Source organism: Burkholderia sp. Ac-20384 (genome assembly GCF_017104605.1).
Classification (GTDB): Bacteria; Pseudomonadota; Gammaproteobacteria; order Burkholderiales; family Burkholderiaceae; genus Burkholderia; species Burkholderia lata.
In genome coordinates this window covers 14,058-31,032 of the sequence record NZ_JAAGPE010000096.1, presented here as the reverse complement: position 1 = coordinate 31,032, position 16,975 = coordinate 14,058, and the positions used below count along the sequence as shown (strand labels likewise).

Below are 16,975 nucleotides of genomic sequence, written 5' to 3'. Positions count from 1 at the left end.
CCGCCGCGGGCGCGACGATTCGGGCGATGGGCCGCAACCCGACGCCGTACCGTTCACGGCGCGCAAGATCACGCTCGGTCAGCGAACCGGCGGGGCGGAGCGCGCCTGCGCGGCAGCGCGCGACGATGGCATGGACGGCATCGGCTTCGACGACAACGACGCAGCCGGCGGCTGCGAGCCTGCCGCGCCACGCGATGCAAAGGCGGATGACGCACCGGCCGGCGGTGTCGTCCACGCCGACCGGATGCCGTACGAACTCCATCCGATCGATCCGTCGCGGCTGCCCGATCTGCCGGCCGCCCAGGCGCCGCCGCTGCTGACGCAGCTGATGGGCGACGACCGCAACATGGTCGGCCTCGGCTGGCACTTCGTCGGCACGACCGGACGATCGACGCCCGTCACGACGCACACGGACGCCCTCGGGCTGAACAGCTTCCAGAACCAGGGTTCGAGCCTGTCGCTCAGCAACACGAACACGCTGGCCTTCACGTTCACCCACTTTTTCTCGGAGAACTGGGCGGCCGAACTCGGCGGGGGCATTCCGCCGGTGCTGACGCTGCGCGGGCACGGCAGCATCGCGCTGCCGCTCGACCGGATTTTTTCCGGCGTCCAGGGGCGCTTTCCGCTGATCGATCTCGCGAATACGCAAAGCAACCCGCTTGCGACCACGCGCGCGTGGCTCGGGTCCGTCGTGTTCAAGTACTATCTCGGCGAGCGCGACGATCGTTTCCGACCGTTCGCGGGCATCGGCATCAGCTATACGCGCTTCACGAACACGAACCTGAATCCCGTGTTCCAGCGCAAGCTCGCGTCGCTCGGCGGGCTGCTCGCGGCGGGTGCCGACATCGGCAGCCTGCAGTCGTTGCTGCTCGACCCGTCGCTGTTCCAGCGTATCTGGGATGCCGGCGGCGACCTGCTGCTGTCGGGCAAGACCAACGTGTCGGCCAAGGTGAAGAGCGTGTGGGAGCCGGTGTTCACCGTCGGCGCGAGCTACCAGATCACGCGCCAGTTCTGGATCACCGGCATGGTGACCTATATCCCGTTACGTACGAAGATTACGCTGGACATCGACCAGCCGAACCGGCAACTCGCGTCGAACACGTTCGATATTTCCGCGAACCCCGTGCTGGCGAGCGTGCTGCTCGCATTCCGCTTCTGACCGGTGCGCCGGCCCTTTTTTCATGAATTTGACGCGCGACACTGGGATAATGGCGGAGTTTGGCTGCGTCAATGATGGAAGGAGGCCCCATGGGCGACAACGATACCCGCACCGAGACCGACGATCGTACCGATATGGAATCGATGGAGGCGCGCCAGCGCCGCTTCGAGGAAGATCTGGTCGACGCCTACGACGAAGAGCTCGAGATGGAGCTCGACGATCGCCGCTTCGACGACAACGACGACCTGCTGTTTTCGCAGGAGCGTCGCGAGGCGCGCAAGGAGTATTTCCGCGAGCTGTTCCGGCTGCAGGGCGAGCTCGTGAAGCTGCAGGACTGGGTCGTGAGCACAGGGCACCGGCTCGTCGTCATTTTCGAGGGGCGCGACGCGGCCGGCAAGGGCGGTGCGATCAAGCGCATCACGCAGCGGCTGAACCCGCGCGTATGCCGCGTGGCGGCGCTGCCGGCGCCGAGCAACCGCGAACGCACGCAATGGTATTTCCAGCGCTATGTCGCGCATCTGCCGGCCGGCGGCGAGATCGTGCTGTTCGACCGCAGCTGGTACAACCGCGCGGGCGTCGAGCGTGTGATGAACTTCTGTACCGACGAGGAATACGAGGAGTTTTTCCGTTCGGTGCCCGAGTTCGAGAAGATGCTGGTGCGCAGCGGGATCCAGATCGTCAAGTACTGGTTCTCGATCACCGACCACGAGCAGGAAGTGCGATTCCAGAGCCGGATCGAGGATCCGCTCAAGCAGTGGAAGCTGAGCCCGATGGATCTCGAGAGCCGCCGCCGCTGGGAAGCCTACACGGCCGCGAAGGAAGAGATGCTGCTGCGAACGCACATCGAGGAAGCGCCGTGGTGGGTCGTGCAGGCCGTCGACAAGAAGCGCGCGCGGCTGAACTGCATTCACCACCTGCTGCAGCAGGTGCCGTATCACGAGGTGCCGCACGCACCGATCGACCTGCCGCCGCGCGAGCATCACGAGGATTACATCCGCCGGCCGGTGCCGGACAACATGATCGTGCCGGACACGTACTGAGCGGCCAGCGCGGATTCGTTGCGATGAAGGGGCGCGCCGCGCAACGCGGCGCGCGTTACTCCCGGATCAGGAACGCGGTGCGGTCGCGCCCGACGATCCAGGCGGGTGCGCGGCCGCGCCCGCTCCATGTCGCACCGGTTGCCGGGTCGCGATACTTCACGCCGACGGTGAACAGCTTCGCGCGATCGCTGTAACCCTGCCCGAAGATTTCCCGCGCGGTCAGCGCGTAGCCGGTGACGAGTTCTCGTACCTGCGCCAGCACCGCATTGCGTTCGCGGCTCCGTGCCGCCTTGATGCGCCGATCGAGTTCCGCAAGCTGGGCTTGCAGTGTCTGCACTTGATGCATGCGTCCGTTATCCCGTAGCTGAATTTTGATTATTGGCGACGCGTGACGAACCGCACGTCGGCACGCCCGGCCTTGGCGTGCCGACTCGGCCGGTGGCGATTGCGTGCTGCCTGTGCCGGCCTGCGGATTAAGCGTATGCGGCGCGAGTCGCCGGGAACCTGGTGAGATTAAGTGGCGGCGTGCGGTTTTTCTATCGGACGTATCTGATTTTTCGGCGGAATTTGCAGGCAACGGCGGCGACGGGGCGCGCGGTTGCCGTTCGTCACAGATCGGGAAAGCCCGATCGCCCTTGCGTGAGGTCGAACAACTCGGTTCGCGCGTTGGCGTTGGCGGTCTCGGGCAGCTTGATCACGAGCTTGACCGTCATCCCGTACGCGCTGTCCACCAGTTCATAACCCGCCTGTTCGATCCAGCGGCGCACGCGCGCCTCCTCGGGATAGCCGATCTCGATCGCGAGCCGCGTGTAGCGGATGCGCTCGATGCGCTCGGCATCGAGCAGCGCCGACGCGATTGCATCGGTGTACGCGCGTACCAAGCCACCCGCGCCGAGCTTCACGCCGCCGTAGTAACGCACGACCGCGCCGAGCACGCCGTCGAGATCGTGATGGCGCAGTACTTCCAGGATCGGGCGGCCCGCCGTGCCCGACGGCTCGCCGTCGTCTGACATCCCCGATTGGCCGCCCGCGAGCAATGCCCAGCACACATGCGTGGCCGTCGGGTGTTCTTCGCGCAGGCGCTGAAGTGCCTGCATCGCGGCGTCGCGGTCGTCGACGGGAATCGCGTACGCGATGAAGCGGCTCTTGCGGATCTCGAGTTCGCGGATGTAGGTGGTGGCGAGCGAGTACATCATGTGTCGCGACGGGGAAAGTGTAAGGAAATCAAGGTGATGGCGGCGGGTCGGTTCTTTTGGTGCTGGCCCGGGCAGGCATGGGGCGGCTGCATGGGCGGGATGAAGACGGAATTTTACCGTGGCGGGCGTCGATGCATTTCGATGCCATCGGAACTCGACCTGGGCGATGTGCTGGATACATCGAAACGACACGCGTCGATGTGGATGGTGTGAGGGGGGCGAATCTGCCGTCGCCCGTGACGGCGAATACGGGATGCCCGTCGATGTGCGGCGCCTGGCGGATGCGCCGGTCGGGATCCGATGTTGCCCGCGCGAGCCATCAACTATTGATTGCCGGACGTAAAGCGAGCGGCGGGTCACGCATTCTGATGCTCGAATAAAAAACCGCCAGTCCTGATTCGGTATTGCGGATGTCTTGATAACCGGGTCGTCCAAGGCTGCGTGCTAGTATCGCTCGATTCCTTCCGGAAACTGCAGCGAGTGATTGATCGTGAAAGCGAATGTGCGATTCAAGACGATATCCATAGTGATGGTTTCAGTCGTTGTACTCGCCACCGCAGGCTATGGGTGGTCCAAGCCATCGAGTCAGCCTCCGATCGCGTTCCCGAGTCCCCCCTCCCAATCTCAGGCAGAAGCGTTTGCACGTCAGGACGCGTTGCGCTATACGACCGACGAAGTTTGCGACGATTATCGGAACTGGCCAGTCGTCTACGATTTCGACGCGCCGGTGTACACCGAGACCAAATATACGCTGGCGTTGATGGAGGCGCTGGCCGATGCTGGATTCGTCACCAGGAGGATTGTGCCGAAGAGGAATGCCGGGCCCGTTCAGTTCTATCCGCACGAAAAGCGGATTTACGACATTGTTCCGCAAGCGAAGCCGTATGTGCGCGAACAGCGCAATCAAGCGGGACCATCCGGGGCCGGCGGTTCGTCGAAGGCCCTTTGCTTTGGGCGCTATGTGTACGATCACTTCACGTCGCTCGAGGCGGATTTATTTGTCGGCGATTCGTCGGACCGGTCGAGGATTAACGGGAGCGTCTACAAGGATCTTAACGGTGCGTACAGGACGGACGTCAGGTATTCGATACGGGCCGAGCAGGGATTCGAGGAGTGGGCAAATTCCATCGATAGGCGGTTGCACGGACACAAGGTCCGTAACGAGGCCGAATATTATCCGTTTCGCAGGCTCGGCGATATGACGATTTGGAGCACCGGGCTGGAAAAGTATGTATCGCTGGAATATATCGAAGGCAAATGGAAATTTGCCCCGAAACCCTGATTGAGGTGGCAATGCGCGATACCCGGTGGCGGTTCGTCCCCCGTATTCAGACATGGATCGGCATGTTGTATTCGGCGTTGGTGTTGATGTGCCCGATCCATGCTGACGCGTCAGGGGATCGATGTGGCTGGCTGGATCTATCGAGGAATTCGTCGAAGAACAATGCAATCGAGTTTCATGACAGCGAGCGGATCTGGATGGTCGACAGGGAGGCCGGGCAATGGCCGGTCATTCGTCAGTCGGACATGTATCCGAATACGAGGAAGTCGTATACGTATTCATCGGTTCGCGAAGAGGATTATCTGACATGCGCGTGCATGGTATTCGAGTCCGTTGACGGTGGCGACGTGACGAAGATGCGCCGGGCACGCCTCATTCCGATTGATCGCTGTCTGCGCGACAAGAATTTATGGCAGCCGCCAAATTAGCGTGTAGCGGCTATTCAACGCTTGTGGCCCGATTAGGATTGCCGTGACGCGGCGGCCCCGAGGTCGGCATGAAGCGCGTAGAGCTCGGACACGCTTACCGCCTTGCGGCTGCTATGTTCCACCGATCCTTCTTTCGTCCACAGGAACGGATAGAAGCTGAAGCATTGATCCGTCGTCAGATGCTCGACATCCGCTTGCCAACCGGGCCAGCGCAAGCTTGCATAGAAGTCATGCAGCTTTTCGCCGAGCGACCACCGAACGAAGTCGCTGTACCCGATCTCGAGCGGCTCCCATCCCAGGGTGTCGGGAGCAAAGTAGTACACCGAACCGGTGTCGTCCCCGAATGCGCCTCCGTTCAATGCGAAGAATCCGCCGACGGCATCGTCCGCAATCAACAGAAAGCCGGACGATCGCCCGGCGTTCCAGCCGACGATGTCCCTCGGAAGCCGGGGATGGCCCGAGCCAAGCAGTCGAAGGTAGCCGCCCTCCACCAGTATGCCGCCGGTCGAATGAGCGATTGCCCCCAACGTCGATCGCGTGGATACCTGAAGCGCTGAAAGCACTTCGCCACTTCGATCGGATGGCGGCAGTATTTCGCAACGTTGGCTGGCTGCCGCAGCCCACTCGACTAAAGTCGGGAGCGCCGACTCGCGTTCGTTGATCAGTTCTTCCAGCGGGCGCATCCTTTTCCTCCGGGTTGTTCAAGCGCGACCTCACCGCACGCCGACCGACGACCGCAGCGCGGCGCCCAGCGTGCGCAGCGCTTGCCGGGCTCGCGCATCGGTCAGGTTCGAGTAGAGCACCACGTCGCGCGCCGGCAAGGGCGGCAGCCCGTATCGCGCGCCCACGTCGATCGTCCCGACGGGTGCCACGCGATGCCCGAGCGCGGCGACGGCCAGCCCTGCGGACACCGCCGCACCGATCGTCGCCACGCCGCCGCCGACGAATACTTCCGTCCACGCGACACCGCCTTCGTCCAGCGCGCCGATCGCCATGCGGCGTACGCTGCATGGCTCGGCCTGCGTCGCGAGCCGCAGCGGTTGCGGCGGATGGTACTCGAAATCGGTTGCGGCCATCCAGCCGAACGACTCCGACAAGAGGGTTTCGCCGTCAAGCCGCCGGCTGTCGTGCTGTAGCGCGACGGCGGCGTCGAGCTGGCCGCGGTCGAACGCATCGAGCACGTCGCGCGATGCCGCGACCCGGATCTCCAGCACGAGCCCCGGTTCCGCTTCGCTCATGCGCCGAAGCAGCATCGGCAAATCGGCGCCGACGACGTGATGGCTCACGCCGATCACCAGCCGCCGCTGGCCGGCGCCGAACGCGCCGATCGCGCCCTGGTGAGCGGCCACGAGCTCGCGCGCGGGTTCCAGAAACGCGGTGCCGTCGGCCGACAGGCGAACCTGCCGTGGCGTACGTTCCAGCAGGCGGCGGCCGAGGCCATCTTCAAGCCGCTTGATCTTCAGGCTTACCGCGGACTGCGTCGTGTCCATCGCCTCGGCCGCCCGCGTGAAGCTCTTGAGGTCGGCGGTCAGTACGAATGCCTGCACGGCTTCGATGTCGAGTGTTTTCATCGCGGCCTCATCCATTTCAAAAACGAATCATTGAAATATTCTGCCATCGTCTTTTCAAATGATTCAAGGTCTTCTACGCTGTTTTCAAGCCGTTCGGAATCTCCCTTTCCAATCCCAGGAGTCGATCATGCTGACCGCGTACTACGTGCACCGCCTGCCGGCGGACTACGACCTCGACATCATCCGTAATCGCGTGCGCGAGCGCGGCAGGCTCTGGGACGACACGCCGGATCTGGTGTTCAAGGGGTTCCTGCTGCGCGAGGCGGGCCGCTACGGTGCGACGGAAAACGGTTACGCATCGCTTTATCTGTGGCGCAATGAACAGGCGTTCGCCCGGTTCGTCACGGACGGCCGCTATCGGGTCGTGACGGACAGCTTCGGACGCGCGCCGATCGACGTGCAGGTCGCGCTCGATGCGCGCAAGGGCAGTGCGGCGACGGGGCGTTTCGTGCGGCTGGAAGCCGTCGATATTCCGGCGGATGCCGACCTCGATGCGACGCTGGCGCAAGAGGTCGAGCGCAATCGCGAAGTGGCGGCGCGGCAGGGTACGGTCGCGGCGGCCGTCAGCCTCGATCCGCTGCGCTGGCGGCTGACGCGAGTACTCGTCTCGGAGCACGAGCCTGACGACGGCGGCGCGGGCACGGTGTATCAGGTCCTGCATCTGGCCCGGCCGTTGCTCGATACGCTTGAAGGGAGCGGGGTGTGATGGCCGGCGTCGCGTTCCGGTCGCGAGCCAGGCGGACGAGCGGGGCGAGCGGCCGGGCATCCGAGCGATTGCCGGCCGGTCTGGTGATCGCCGCGCATCTGGCCGGGATGGCGGCGGGGATCGCGGCGATTGCCGCGCTCGCGACGTCGCTGGCGCTGTTGTTCCGTTAAAGATCGCCAGCGCGGTTGCGGGAATACGGAAGCGCCGCGCACGACGTGCGCGACTCCTCCGTCGGGCAATCGCCGCTCAGTGCCCCTGCAACCGGATATCCCGAGACGACGCACCGACATACACCGTCCCGCCCGGCACCACGCGCCAGCCGTTACGCGACGTATCCCATACGCTCTGCATGCGCGGCGATACGGTCACGCGCACACGCCGCGTCTCGCCCGGATTCAGCCGGATCTTCTCCCAGCCGACCAGCCGCTTCGGCGGTTCGTCCTTGTACGGCACGCCGAGATAGACCTGCGGCGTTTCCGCGCCGGCCACGCGCCCGTCATTGCGCACCGTGAACGTGACGTTCAGCGACCCGTCCCATTGCTTCGCCACCGACAGCCCCGAATACGCGAAGTGCGTGTACGACAGCCCGTAGCCGAACTCGAACATCGGCTTGATGTTGTGCGCGTCATACCAGCGATAGCCCATGTTCAGCTTTTCCGCATAGACGGGATCGTTGTCGAACGCACCGTTTTGCCCCCAGGTCGGCGAATCCTGATCGCGCGCGGGGAACGTGACGGGCAACTTGCCGGACGGATTGACCGCACCGAACAGCACGTTCGCGATCGCCTTGCCGCCGGCTTCGCCGGGGTACCACGCCTCGACGATCGCGGAGACCTGGTCCTTCCATGGCATCAGTACCGGGTTGCCGCTCTGGACCACGACGATCGTGTGCGGATTCGCGTGCGCGACGGCTTCGACGAGCGCATCCTGGTTCGACGGGTTCGCGAGGCTCAGGCTCTGGAGATCACCGAAATCCTCGCCGGCCGGCTGCGCGACCACGACGATCGCGACGTCCGAACGGCTGGCGAGTGCCGCGGCCTGGTCGATCTCCTGCTGCGTGTACGCGCGGAACGGCGACTGCTGGTCGGTGTTGCCCGCGAACGTGACCTGGGCGGCCGGCGCGAGCGCGCGGATCGCCGCGACGATCGGCACGTCCACCTTCAGCCACGGATTGCGCCACCAGCTGCATCCCGTCGATGACCCGAACGTCAGGCCGCCGCAGCCCGCGAACGAACCCGAGACGGGGTCGCGCGTGTTGCCCGAACCGCCGCCGGACAGCACGGCCGTATCGGCATGGCCGCCGATCACCGCGATGCGCGACAGCGCCGACGCGGCGAGCGGCAACTGGTTGCCGTCGTTCTTCAGCAGCACGATCGACTGCTCGGAAGCGGCCTGCGAGAACCGGTTCGCGGCCGCGAAATCGATCGTGCCGCCGCCCTTGGCCGGATCGTCCATCACGCCCACGCGGATCATCACCGCGAGCTTGCGCCGCACCATGTCGTCGAGCCGTGCCGTCGACACCGAGCCGCTCGCGATCGCCTGCTTGACGGCCGCCGGCGTCAGGTACACGGTCGATCCGACGTCTTCTTCCTCGTCGAGCCCGGCGTTGATCGCGGCGGCGGTGCTGTGCGTGGCGCCCCAGTCGGACTGCACCTGGCCCTGGAAGCCCCATTCGTTCTTCAGCACGTCGTTCAGCAGGTGAGGGTTCTCGCACGCATACGCACCGTTCAGGCGGTTGTAGCTGCACATCACGCTGCCGGGCCGCCCGCGCTTCGCGGCGATCTCGAACGGCAGCAGGTAGAGCTCGCGAAGCGTGCGCTCGTCGATCTGCGTGTTGCCGCCCATCCGGCCGTGCTCCTGTTCGTTGCCGGCGTAGTGCTTAATGGTCGCGATGACTTTCTGCCGCTGCGTGGCGAGCGTGCGTTCGGCGAGCAGGTCGCCGGCCAGCAGCGGATCCTCGCCGAGATACTCGAACAGGCGGCCTCCGCGCGGCTCGCGCGCGAGGTTGGTGCCGCCGCCGAGGCCCATGCCGAACCCTTGCGCGCGCAACTGGATTGCGACCTGCTTGCCGTAGTCGTACGACAGGCGCCGATCCCAGCTCGCGGCGACGGCAATCGTCGCGGGGAACGTCGTGCTGGCCTGCGACGTGCTGCCGGAACCTGTCGCCGAATCGACCATGTTCAGGTCGGGAATGCCGAGTCGCGGCACGCCCTGGATGTAGCCGGCGCCACCGCCCGGCACTTTCGACATTTCGTATTGCGAATGAATGAATTGAAGTTTTTCGTCGAGCGTCATCTTGCGCACGAGCAGGTCTGCGCGCCTGACCGCCGCGGCAGACGTGAACGCATCGGTCGCGTCGCCCTGCGCGTTGAAATCGGCGTCGCCTGCGTAGGCTGTGGTGCAGAGGGTCGCTGCCAGCACGACGGCCGGCCAGAGTGTGTCCCGCATGTTGCTCTCCATGATCGTATTGCCGGTTGTTCGGATGATGTCTGGAGCTGCGCACGTCCGGTGGATTCGCACCGGACGCAATTGGCTGGCAATGCTGGGTGGTTGCGCGTCGGCATGCCAGGCCAGGCGGGGAATCGTTACGGCCGGTTGGGCTCGACCGGCGCACGCGGGCGGCGACGCACGGGCCGCCCGACACTGCCGAATCGGATGTAGCGATTCTCTGCAGCGACTAATGGTATGAATGTAGTTTGACTACAGCATCGGTGTTTCTACCGATATGTCCGATCTTTCTTCGGCAAGGGCTCGCTGCGGGGTGGAAAGGCGGTCATCGTTCCCGATGGCGGTCGTGCGGCAGCGTAAGAAGTACCTGAAAACAGGCTTTTCGCGAGAAGTTGCGATGACGCGGGCAGCCCGGCTCGTTGCGAACGCATCAAATGGATCGCACACGCCCGTCGTTATCGGGCGGCGCGGGCCGCAGTTCGCGGATCGGTCGACGGGCGGACGCGCGCGAGCGGATTGGCGATGTAGCGAATCGCGCGATCGCTGAGCGTCGATGACGGCAGCAGGCACGCGAGCGACAGTCCGGTGACGGCCAGCTTTTTGAACGGTCGCCAGAACGGATTGCGCAGCACGGTATGCCAGTAGCGGCCCGAATCGGACAGGAACCAGCGCCAGCGGCGCGCGAGCGGCGCGCGGTACAGCGTGCTCGCGAAGCGCGCCTTTTCGATCGAGAAGTCGAACGGTTCGGCCGGCAGCGCCTCGTGTAGCCGCGTGCCGGCAATCATGCGCAACGTCGACCATCGGCGCGCGGACTTCAGCGCACCGGTGGCTGCATCCTCCGCATTGGCGAACGCAAGATCGGCCGTGTCGCGGTCGGCGTTGCCGGCGGCTGGGGCGGCCGGCAGATGAACGCGATAGCCGCCGAGCGTCGCATCGATCATGTGGACCGCGCCGAGCAGCGCGATCCCGTAGATCGCATAGAAATCGGCGCCGTGCAGGTTGTCGGGTGTGACGGGCACCGGGAAGATGCGCCGGAGCGCGTCGCTCCGGTACGCGTTGCCCGACGCGGGCGGCGACGGATACAGCCAGCCCGCGCGCAGCAGGCGGCCGCAATCGGTGGCCACGCCCGACTGCGGGACCGTGACACCCGTCGCGGCACCTTCCCGCGTGATCACGTCGAGCCGGAAATGTACCTTCACGAAGTCGCCGGAGGCGAACGCGGTCAGCACGCGGGCGGCCGCGTCGGGGTAAAGCCGGTCGTCTGCGTCGAGCAGCAGCACGTAGCGGGTCGCGACATGCTCCAGCGCGCGGTTGTAGGCGGCGACCTGGCCGCGGTTCTCCTGGAAGACCGCGGCGATGCGCTCCCCGTACGAGCGGATGATGTCGCGGGAGTCGTCGGTCGATCCGTCGTCGACCACCAGGACGCGGATATCGTCGGCGGTCTGGGCGAGCGCGGAATCGATCGCGGCACGCAGATAGGCGCCATGGTTGTAGTTGCAGATTGCGATGGTCAGGTCTGCCATGAGCGGCTCCCGCATAAACTGGATTCGGGCTTCTCGGCGCGGGTAATCGGCAGCGCGCCGTCGTGCGGCCGGATGCTAGCGGCGCGCAATGGAACTGCCGGGCAGCGGAATGCCGGCGCGATAGACGACGGCCGCGAGCGCGGCGGCGACCGCAGCCTCCGCGAGCAGCACGGCGGCCGCGGCACCCAGCTCCGCGAAGTACTTCGCGAGCACGGGAAGCAGCACGATGTTCAGGATGCCGGATGACATGAGGATGCGCGTGAAAGCCGTCTTCATGCCGAGCGGCAGCATGGTCTGCACGCCGAACAGGTCGGTCATGCCGGCCATGAACGGGATGAACGCCATCCAGCGCAGCACGTGAACCGTCGGTTCGTACGACGGGCCGTACAACACGCGCACGGCGAGCGGCGCGCCGAAGAAAATCACGAGCGAGATGCCGAGCACCATCACGACCTGCACGACGAACAGCTTGCGCAGGAACGAGAACGCGTCGTTGCGCGCGTGCCGCATCAGGTAGCTGATGCGCGGATAAGTGGCGGCCTTCAGCGGCTGGAGCAGGCCGAGCGCCGCGCGGATCAGCTTGTCGCCGGCGGCGAAGTAGCCGGCCGCGACGTTGCCCGACACGAAGCCGAGCAGCACCGTGTTGGTCGATGCATAGAACGCGATCGACGTCGACGCGAGAAACACCTGCCAGCCGCCCTTCAGCGATTCGGCGATGTCGGCCTTGCCGACGCGGACGAAGTCGATTTCGCGATGTAAGTACAGGTAGACGGCCAGCGCGATTGCCGACAGCACGGGCACCGCGGCGTTGACGATCATCGCGCGATCGATGTCCTCCGGGCTGTGCACGAGCGCGAACATCGCGGGCAGGCTCAGTACGCGGCCGACGAACAGGATCACGCTGAGTGCGCGCAGCTTCTCCATCCCCTGGAAATACCAGCCGGGCGTGAGAGCGACGCCGGCCACCATGCCGAAGCCGATCAGCAGCAGGTCGCGGTCCTCGCCGAAACGCCCGATCAGCAGGGTCAGCAGCACCAGCACGACGAAACAGACAAGCGCGATCCCGATCTGCGCACACAGCGTCGCCCAGAAGATGCGCGAGCGTTCGGCGCGGTCGTCGCGTGCAAGCGCGATGCGCGGCGTGGCGGTCAGGTCGAAGCTGTAGCTCGTGCAGTTGGTGAGATACGCGATCACCGCAAGCGAGAACGCGAGCTGGCCGTAGCCTTCCGGGCCCAGCGCGTGTGTCAGTAGCGGCGCGATCAGCAGCGGCACCGCATACATCGAAATCTGCAACGTCAGCAGCAGCAGGAAGTTTTTCTTGAGGTTTGACATTCGCTCGGTCGGCGCCGTTGGGTATCGCAGGGCGGCGGGTAACGTGTTGCCGTACGGATGCGCGGCCGGTCGGCGCTGACCCGGCTGCGGGGATTCGCGACCCGTTCCGGCATTGCCGGTATCGGCCGGCGATGCCGGCACGGCCACATCGTATGGCGGCCATGATACGGGCCGGGCACCGGGGCATTGTTCGCGAGCCTACCGTTCGCGGATTCGGTTCGCATGACGGAATGAATCGCGATGGGGTGCACGGTGTTGCGTCGTGTCGGTGATGAATGCATTTGTAAGCTGGCGCACCGAAGGCCGGTCGGGCCCGATGATTTAATTGGACACACGGAATACGGCGAGCGGGCCGCGCAGGGGCGCGGCGGATGACTGCAGCCGGTTCCTGCCAGCACCGGCCTGCGGCTGGAAGTGCGCCATCGCACATTCCGGCGGAGCCGCCGGCGCGGTTGTGCACGGAAAAACAAATACCGATCCGAGGAGTACCGAGTGAAGCCGATAACGTTCGGCAGCTGCGTCGGGTGGCTGCACGAAGGACAGACGGAACAGGGCGTGATCCTGTGCGAATCGCTTGGCCATGAGGCTGCATGGACGCACAAGCTCTTGCGGGCCGTCGCGGAGCGTCTCGCCCACGCGGGCATCACGGTGTTGCGGTTCAACTACCCGTGCGCCGGCGATTCGGCGGGCGACGATCTCGACGCCGGACGGCATGCCGCCTGCGTCGACAGCATTCATCGTGCGATCGACCTGTTGCGCGATGCCGCCGGCGTGACTGCGCTGACGCTCGTCGGCATTCGTGCGGGCGCGTTGTTCGCGATGCTGGCAGCGGCAGGCCGGCGCACGTCGCCGCGTGTCGATGCGATGGTGGCGCTGGCGCCGGTCGTGCGCGGCCGTGCGTACCTGCGCGAGCTGTCGTTCGTGCATCGTCAGTGGCTCGACACGATGCCGCCCGCGACCCGCGCCGCGCACCGCGACGAACCGTGCAAGAACGTGCTCGGGCATCGCTTTCCGGCCGAATTCGTCGATGAGTTGAAGGCCGTCGATCTGTGCGACGTCGTGTGCGATGCGCCGGCGCTGCCCGGCGCGATGCTGCTGATCCAGCCGGAGCAGGGCGACGGGCAGGCGTTGCGCGACGCACTCGTGGCGCGCGGCGTGGACGTGACATGCGATTCCTTCCGCGAATGGCCGACGACGATGCTCGACGGCACGCGTTCGCACCTGCCGCATGCGGCGATCGACACGCTGGTGGACTGGATCGTCGCGCGCGCACCGAGCCGTGATGCCGTCGCGGCAGCAGGCGTTCCGCCGCGCGCCGTCCATGCATGGAGCGGCGAGTCGGCCGCAGCGCTCGACATGGGCGACATGACGGAGCAGATCGTCGCGGTCGGCCCGAGCCGGCTGGTCGGCGTGCTATGCCGCCCGGCCGACACACGGCCGCCGACGCCGGCCGGCCCGGCGCTCGTGATCGCGAATACGTCGACGAATCCGCGCAGCGGCGAAGGGCGCTTCGGCGTGCGTCTGGCCCGCACGCTGGCCCGGGCCGGCGTGACGACGTTGCGGATCGACGTGCACGGCGTGGGCGACAGCGGGCCCGATGCACCGGACGACCAGTCGGGCGTCGTGTATTCGCCGCAGGCAATCGACGACGTCGCGGCGGCCGCCGACTGGTTGCGCGCGCTGGGTCATCCGGACGTTGTCGCCGCCGGCATCTGTTCGGGTGCCTACGCGGCGTTGCATGCAGCCGTGAAAACGACGTCGCTCGGCGGCGTGATCGCGATCAACCTCGCGCGCTTCGTGTGGCCGGCCGGGCTCACGCTCGAAGCGGCGCAGAAGCGGCGGATCAACTCGGTGCGCGGCTACTGGCTGTCGGTGCGCGACTGGCGGCGCTGGAAGCGGCTCGTCCTCGAACGGCGCGACGTGCGCCCGATCCTGCGTGCGGTGGCCGCGAACGGGATCGCACGTATCAGCGTGCCCGTGAAGCGGGTGGCCGCGTGTATCGGCTGGAAGCCGCGCGCCGATACGCCGCGCGGCGTGATGCGCGAACTCGCCCAGCGCAACGTCCGGACGATGCTCGTCTACGGTTCGCTTGATCCCGGTATCGACGACGTCCGGCGTCACTTCGGTGCGGTCGAACACGCGTTCCGGCGCTCGCGCCATGTGCGTCTGTACCTGATGCCGCAGGTCGACCACGCGCTGTACGGCATCGAGGGAACCGCGGCCGTGATCGATCTCTGCACGCAGGTGTTGAGCGGTGACTCGGGGTGGACGGTCGTGCGTGTTTCCGATCCGTCGGCACCGGACGCGGCCGGTCGGCCCTATGCGAACGTGTCGGTCGGAAGTTCGTGATGCGCGTCGCGCGAGGTTCGGCGGTTGGCTGGGCCGGGTGCAATCTCCATTCAAATGAAGATCGGCGTTCGGTGGGCTTGCTCACAGACGCGCCCGTCGCTCCGGTGTCCAATCCCGTATCGGCGCATGCGCCGTTGCACCGGCGCAGGACCGGGCGGCGGCGTCAGTCCGTGTCATCCGGCTGCGCGTAGGGCGACGTGGTGTACGGCGATGCGTACAGCGTGCCGGTATCCCACGCACCGTCGCCGGAAGCGCTGGCTGCTTTCGGGCGGCTGGGCCGGCTCGGCGCGAGTGGCCGGCGCAGCACGCCGCGGGCACGCGCTTCCGGTTCCGCGTCGGCGCGGGTGCCGGGAAGCGCCAGGCCAGGCGAGGCTGACTCGGAAGCCGGCGTCGCGGCGTTCGCCGTCGCGGTCTGGGCCGAACGCTGCCGCGGGACCGGCAGGGTCGGCAGGGCCGGCACGATCGCCGCCGGCGAGGTGAAGGCCGGCGTGTCGACCGGGTCGGGGCGCAGCGATTGCGCATCGGCGGCGCAGGCGAAGCCGGCCGACAGGATGCAGACGAGCGATGAAAGCGATACAGAGCAGTTCATGACGAATCGTACGGAGTGACGTGCGGTGACGAGGGAGGCGCGGCGCCGCAATGCGAGCCGCGCAGGCAAGCGTAATGCCGGAGCCCGCCGCGTTCGGCGGGTTACCGCACAGTTTCGGAAGGACATCATGTCAACGACGACGCAAAAGGAATCGACACGCGCGATGCGGCAGCCATGCACGCGCTGGCTGTCGCGCGTGGCGCTGGCGGCGGCCGTGTGCACGCTGAGCGCGTGCGCGTTCTCACCGGGCATGACGTATCACCCGCCGGCCGAGCGCGACGCGAACGCGCGCGTGAGCGCCGACGCATCGGGCGCGGGCGGCCTCGACGGCGTGCAGAACGTGTCGAGCGAAGACCTGATCGAGATCACGCCCGCGTTCGTCGAGCAGCATGATGCGGCACGTCATGCGAACGTCGACGCCGAGATCCGCCAGTTGTTCGGCACGCCGAAGCCCTATGTGATCGGGCCCGGCGACGTGCTGAACATCGTCGTGTGGGATCACCCCGAGCTGAACCTGCCGACGACCCAGACGACGGGCGGCGGCGATGGTGTGGGTGCCAGTTCGGTGGCGACCGGCTACACGGTGGACGCGAGCGGCAGCGTGCAGTTCGCGTATGCGGGCCTCGTGCACGTGGAGGGGCTGACCGAGGCACAGGCGCGCGCGGTGCTGACGAAGCGGCTTGGCGAATACGTGCGCAAGCCGCAGATCGCGGTGCGCGTCCAGGCATACCGCAGCAAGCGTGTCTATCTCGACGGCGAAGTGCGCACCCCGGGGCTGCAGATCGTCAACGACATGCCGATGACGCTGCCCGAGGCGATCGACCGCGCAGGTGGCTTCACCGCGACGGCCGACCGCTCGCAGGTGTCGGTGACGCGCGGCAACAAGACCGTGATGGTAAGCCTGCCGGCCATGTTGCAGGCGGGTATCAACCCGACGAGCATCCTGCTGCGCGACGGCGATCTGGTGCGTGTGCGCGCGGCGAGCGACAGCAAGGTGTTCGTGCTCGGCGAGGTGTCCCGTCCGGCGACGCTGACGTTGACCGATGGCCGCATGAGCCTCGGCGAAGCGCTCGGCGATACGGGCGGCGTCAGCCAGTACACGGCCGATGCGCGCCAGGTGTTCGTGGTGCGGCGCGGGCCCGGCAACCGGCCACAGGTCTATCACCTGGACGGGCGTTCGCCGGCCTCGTTCGCGCTCGCCGACCGGTTTCCGCTCGAGCGTCGCGACGTGGTGTTCGTCGATGCGTCGTCGCTGGTGCGCTGGAGCCGCGTCGTCAACTTGCTGATTCCGTCGTCCGCGCAAGGTGCGCTGACGGCCAAGGCCATTTCGCCGTGAACCTCGTGACGGATCG

At 66.2% G+C, this 16,975-nt stretch carries 16 protein-coding genes; 8 read left to right on the top strand and 8 right to left on the bottom strand.

Annotated features, from left to right (window positions below):
• The coding region (locus G3O00_RS19460) for an OmpW family protein (RefSeq protein ID WP_206144002.1) at positions 1 to 1,159 on the top strand (1,159 nt) is incomplete at its 5' end.
• Between the two features lie 89 nt (positions 1,160 to 1,248).
• Positions 1,249 to 2,199: a polyphosphate kinase 2 gene (gene ppk2, locus G3O00_RS19455; RefSeq protein WP_011355436.1), complete on the top strand. Its 951-nt coding sequence runs from the start codon at positions 1,249 to 1,251 to the stop codon at positions 2,197 to 2,199.
• Between the two features lie 55 nt (positions 2,200 to 2,254).
• Here the strand turns inward: ppk2 and G3O00_RS19450 are convergent, their stop codons facing one another.
• Positions 2,255 to 2,545, bottom strand: a complete 291-nt coding sequence (locus G3O00_RS19450) for an H-NS histone family protein (protein ID WP_011355435.1) — start codon at positions 2,543 to 2,545, stop codon at positions 2,255 to 2,257.
• Positions 2,546 to 2,807: 262 nt separating this feature from the next.
• On the bottom strand, positions 2,808 to 3,395 hold the full coding sequence (locus tag G3O00_RS19445) for a YigZ family protein (protein ID WP_011355434.1): 588 nt from the start codon (positions 3,393 to 3,395) through the stop codon (positions 2,808 to 2,810).
• Positions 3,396 to 3,885: 490 nt separating this feature from the next.
• Between G3O00_RS19445 and G3O00_RS19440 the strand changes: the two genes are divergently transcribed.
• Both G3O00_RS19440 and G3O00_RS19435 read left to right on the top strand, forming a co-directional pair.
• Positions 3,886 to 4,677: a hypothetical protein gene (locus G3O00_RS19440; protein ID WP_206144001.1), complete on the top strand. Its 792-nt coding sequence runs from the start codon at positions 3,886 to 3,888 to the stop codon at positions 4,675 to 4,677.
• On the top strand, positions 4,653 to 5,105 hold the full coding sequence (locus G3O00_RS19435) for a DUF4087 domain-containing protein (protein ID WP_174932365.1): 453 nt from the start codon (positions 4,653 to 4,655) through the stop codon (positions 5,103 to 5,105). Before G3O00_RS19440 ends, G3O00_RS19435 begins: the two co-directional genes overlap by 25 nt.
• A gap of 32 nt (positions 5,106 to 5,137) precedes the next feature.
• Here the strand turns inward: G3O00_RS19435 and G3O00_RS19430 are convergent, their stop codons facing one another.
• Positions 5,138 to 5,788, bottom strand: coding sequence for a DUF2625 domain-containing protein (locus G3O00_RS19430; protein WP_206144000.1), 651 nt, complete (start codon positions 5,786 to 5,788; stop codon positions 5,138 to 5,140).
• A 30-nt stretch (positions 5,789 to 5,818) separates the two neighbouring features.
• Positions 5,819 to 6,676 carry a LysR family transcriptional regulator gene (locus G3O00_RS19425; protein ID WP_206143999.1) on the bottom strand — a complete coding sequence of 286 codons (858 nt, stop codon included), beginning with the start codon at positions 6,674 to 6,676 and terminating at the stop codon, positions 5,819 to 5,821.
• A gap of 127 nt (positions 6,677 to 6,803) precedes the next feature.
• Between G3O00_RS19425 and G3O00_RS19420 the strand changes: the two genes are divergently transcribed.
• Both G3O00_RS19420 and G3O00_RS19415 read left to right on the top strand, forming a co-directional pair.
• Positions 6,804 to 7,382, top strand: coding sequence for a DUF4865 family protein (locus tag G3O00_RS19420; protein ID WP_206143998.1), 579 nt, complete (start codon positions 6,804 to 6,806; stop codon positions 7,380 to 7,382).
• Positions 7,382 to 7,552: a hypothetical protein gene (locus G3O00_RS19415; RefSeq protein ID WP_206143997.1), complete on the top strand. Its 171-nt coding sequence runs from the start codon at positions 7,382 to 7,384 to the stop codon at positions 7,550 to 7,552. Before G3O00_RS19420 ends, G3O00_RS19415 begins: the two co-directional genes overlap by 1 nt.
• 76 nt (positions 7,553 to 7,628) lie before the next feature.
• Here the strand turns inward: G3O00_RS19415 and G3O00_RS19410 are convergent, their stop codons facing one another.
• The 3 genes from G3O00_RS19410 to G3O00_RS19400 all read right to left on the bottom strand — a co-directional run bounded on the left by G3O00_RS19410 (position 7,629) and on the right by G3O00_RS19400 (position 12,685).
• Positions 7,629 to 9,830 (bottom strand): glycoside hydrolase family 3 C-terminal domain-containing protein, encoded by a 2,202-nt coding sequence (locus G3O00_RS19410; protein WP_206143996.1) that lies wholly within the window; start codon positions 9,828 to 9,830, stop codon positions 7,629 to 7,631.
• A gap of 455 nt (positions 9,831 to 10,285) precedes the next feature.
• Entirely contained in the window at positions 10,286 to 11,353 is a 1,068-nt protein-coding gene (locus G3O00_RS19405; protein WP_174932375.1) for a glycosyltransferase family A protein, read from the bottom strand.
• A gap of 75 nt (positions 11,354 to 11,428) precedes the next feature.
• Positions 11,429 to 12,685, bottom strand: a complete 1,257-nt coding sequence (locus G3O00_RS19400; RefSeq protein ID WP_174932377.1) for an oligosaccharide flippase family protein — start codon at positions 12,683 to 12,685, stop codon at positions 11,429 to 11,431.
• Positions 12,686 to 13,177: 492 nt separating this feature from the next.
• Between G3O00_RS19400 and G3O00_RS19395 the strand changes: the two genes are divergently transcribed.
• Positions 13,178 to 15,034 (top strand): alpha/beta hydrolase, encoded by a 1,857-nt coding sequence (locus G3O00_RS19395; RefSeq protein WP_206143995.1) that lies wholly within the window; start codon positions 13,178 to 13,180, stop codon positions 15,032 to 15,034.
• A gap of 163 nt (positions 15,035 to 15,197) precedes the next feature.
• Here the strand turns inward: G3O00_RS19395 and G3O00_RS19390 are convergent, their stop codons facing one another.
• Positions 15,198 to 15,692 carry a hypothetical protein gene (locus G3O00_RS19390; RefSeq protein ID WP_241025225.1) on the bottom strand — a complete coding sequence of 165 codons (495 nt, stop codon included), beginning with the start codon at positions 15,690 to 15,692 and terminating at the stop codon, positions 15,198 to 15,200.
• Positions 15,693 to 15,750: 58 nt separating this feature from the next.
• Between G3O00_RS19390 and G3O00_RS19385 the strand changes: the two genes are divergently transcribed.
• Complete coding sequence (locus tag G3O00_RS19385; protein ID WP_041493323.1) at positions 15,751 to 16,959, top strand: polysaccharide biosynthesis/export family protein; 1,209 nt, start codon at positions 15,751 to 15,753, stop codon at positions 16,957 to 16,959.
• The last annotated feature ends 16 nt before the right edge of the window (positions 16,960 to 16,975 follow it).

What these genes read in the sequence shown, in the direction of transcription:
- ppk2 (WP_011355436.1), top strand. Translation starts at nt 1,249, where the DNA reads ATGGGCGACAACGATACCCGCACCGAGACCGACGATCGTACCGATATG.
- G3O00_RS19450 (WP_011355435.1), bottom strand. Translation starts at nt 2,545, where the DNA reads ATGCATCAAGTGCAGACACTGCAAGCCCAGCTTGCGGAACTCGATCGG.
- G3O00_RS19445 (WP_011355434.1), bottom strand. Translation starts at nt 3,395, where the DNA reads ATGATGTACTCGCTCGCCACCACCTACATCCGCGAACTCGAGATCCGC.
- G3O00_RS19435 (WP_174932365.1), top strand. Translation starts at nt 4,653, where the DNA reads ATGGAAATTTGCCCCGAAACCCTGATTGAGGTGGCAATGCGCGATACC.
- G3O00_RS19430 (WP_206144000.1), bottom strand. Translation starts at nt 5,788, where the DNA reads ATGCGCCCGCTGGAAGAACTGATCAACGAACGCGAGTCGGCGCTCCCG.
- G3O00_RS19425 (WP_206143999.1), bottom strand. Translation starts at nt 6,676, where the DNA reads ATGAAAACACTCGACATCGAAGCCGTGCAGGCATTCGTACTGACCGCC.
- G3O00_RS19420 (WP_206143998.1), top strand. Translation starts at nt 6,804, where the DNA reads ATGCTGACCGCGTACTACGTGCACCGCCTGCCGGCGGACTACGACCTC.
- G3O00_RS19415 (WP_206143997.1), top strand. Translation starts at nt 7,382, where the DNA reads ATGGCCGGCGTCGCGTTCCGGTCGCGAGCCAGGCGGACGAGCGGGGCG.
- G3O00_RS19410 (WP_206143996.1), bottom strand. Translation starts at nt 9,830, where the DNA reads ATGCGGGACACACTCTGGCCGGCCGTCGTGCTGGCAGCGACCCTCTGC.
- G3O00_RS19405 (WP_174932375.1), bottom strand. Translation starts at nt 11,353, where the DNA reads ATGGCAGACCTGACCATCGCAATCTGCAACTACAACCATGGCGCCTAT.
- G3O00_RS19400 (WP_174932377.1), bottom strand. Translation starts at nt 12,685, where the DNA reads ATGTCAAACCTCAAGAAAAACTTCCTGCTGCTGCTGACGTTGCAGATT.
- G3O00_RS19385 (WP_041493323.1), top strand. Translation starts at nt 15,751, where the DNA reads ATGTCAACGACGACGCAAAAGGAATCGACACGCGCGATGCGGCAGCCA.